Here is a 966-nt window from a genome sequence, read left to right as displayed (position 1 = left end):
GGGCGGGTGACCATTTCGATTTCGTTCGCATGCCCCCCATAGCCTCAACCTCGCTAACGGCGAATGAACCACACAAAGTGAGGAAGAACCTAATTAAGTGCCAAGTGACACAAGGCACGCCCCGCGGCGCGCGTCAGACGATCAGCCCGGGAACGAGCGCCACCAGCGCCAGCGCCAGCGCCATGATGAGGACATAGGGCAAGGTGCCGACGATGATCCGCCCGAGCGAGACATCCGGCATCACGCCCTTGACCACGAACAGGTTGAGCCCCACCGGCGGCGTGATGAGCGCCATCTCCATGTTGATCATCAGGATCACGCCGAACCATACCTTGTCCCAGCCGAAACTCTCGATGATCGGGATGATGATGGGCGTGGTGATCACAATGATGGAGAGGGTTTCCAGGAAGCAGCCAAGGAAGAGCAGGAGCAGGTTGATGGCGATGAACACCAGCCACGGCGAAAGGTCTGCTCCCGCCACCAGCCGCGACAAGGTGGGGGCGACGTCGGTGGTGGTCAGGGCGTAGCCGAACAGCATGGCGCCGGCGATAATGGTCAGCACCATGATGGAGCCGCGCCCGGTCTCGATCAGGATCTGCCGGCACTTGGCCCAGGTCAGCTCACGATAGAGGACGGCTGCGAGCAGGAAGCTCGTGGCAACCCCGATGGCCGCTGTCTCGGTGGGCGTGGCGATGCCGGTGTAGATGGAGCCGAGGATGATGGCGATGAGGACGCCGGTGGGCAGGATGTCCACCAGCGCCCGCAGCCGGTCGGAGACGGTGACCGGCCCCATCACCTGACGCGGGGCCGACCCGGATCGCGATCGCGCGAGCCACATCTGATAGATGCCGAACATTGCCGCGAGCATGAGCCCGGGCAGAATCCCGGCCATGAACAGCCTGCCGATGGATTCCTGGGCGATGACGCCGTAGACGATCATCGGGATCGACGGAGGGATGAGAATCC

Annotated in this window: 1 protein-coding gene; it reads right to left on the bottom strand. The window is 63.1% G+C overall.

The window, feature by feature from the left end:
- Nucleotides 1-133: 133 nt before the first annotated feature.
- Nucleotides 134-966: TRAP transporter large permease (locus V5F77_RS28935; RefSeq protein ID WP_429008491.1), on the bottom strand; the 833-nt coding region annotated here is incomplete at its 5' end.

Source organism: Roseixanthobacter psychrophilus (assembly GCF_043195195.1).
In the GTDB taxonomy this organism is placed as follows: Bacteria; Pseudomonadota; Alphaproteobacteria; order Rhizobiales; family Xanthobacteraceae; genus NCEH01.
This window is presented reverse-complemented; position numbering and strand designations above follow the sequence as displayed.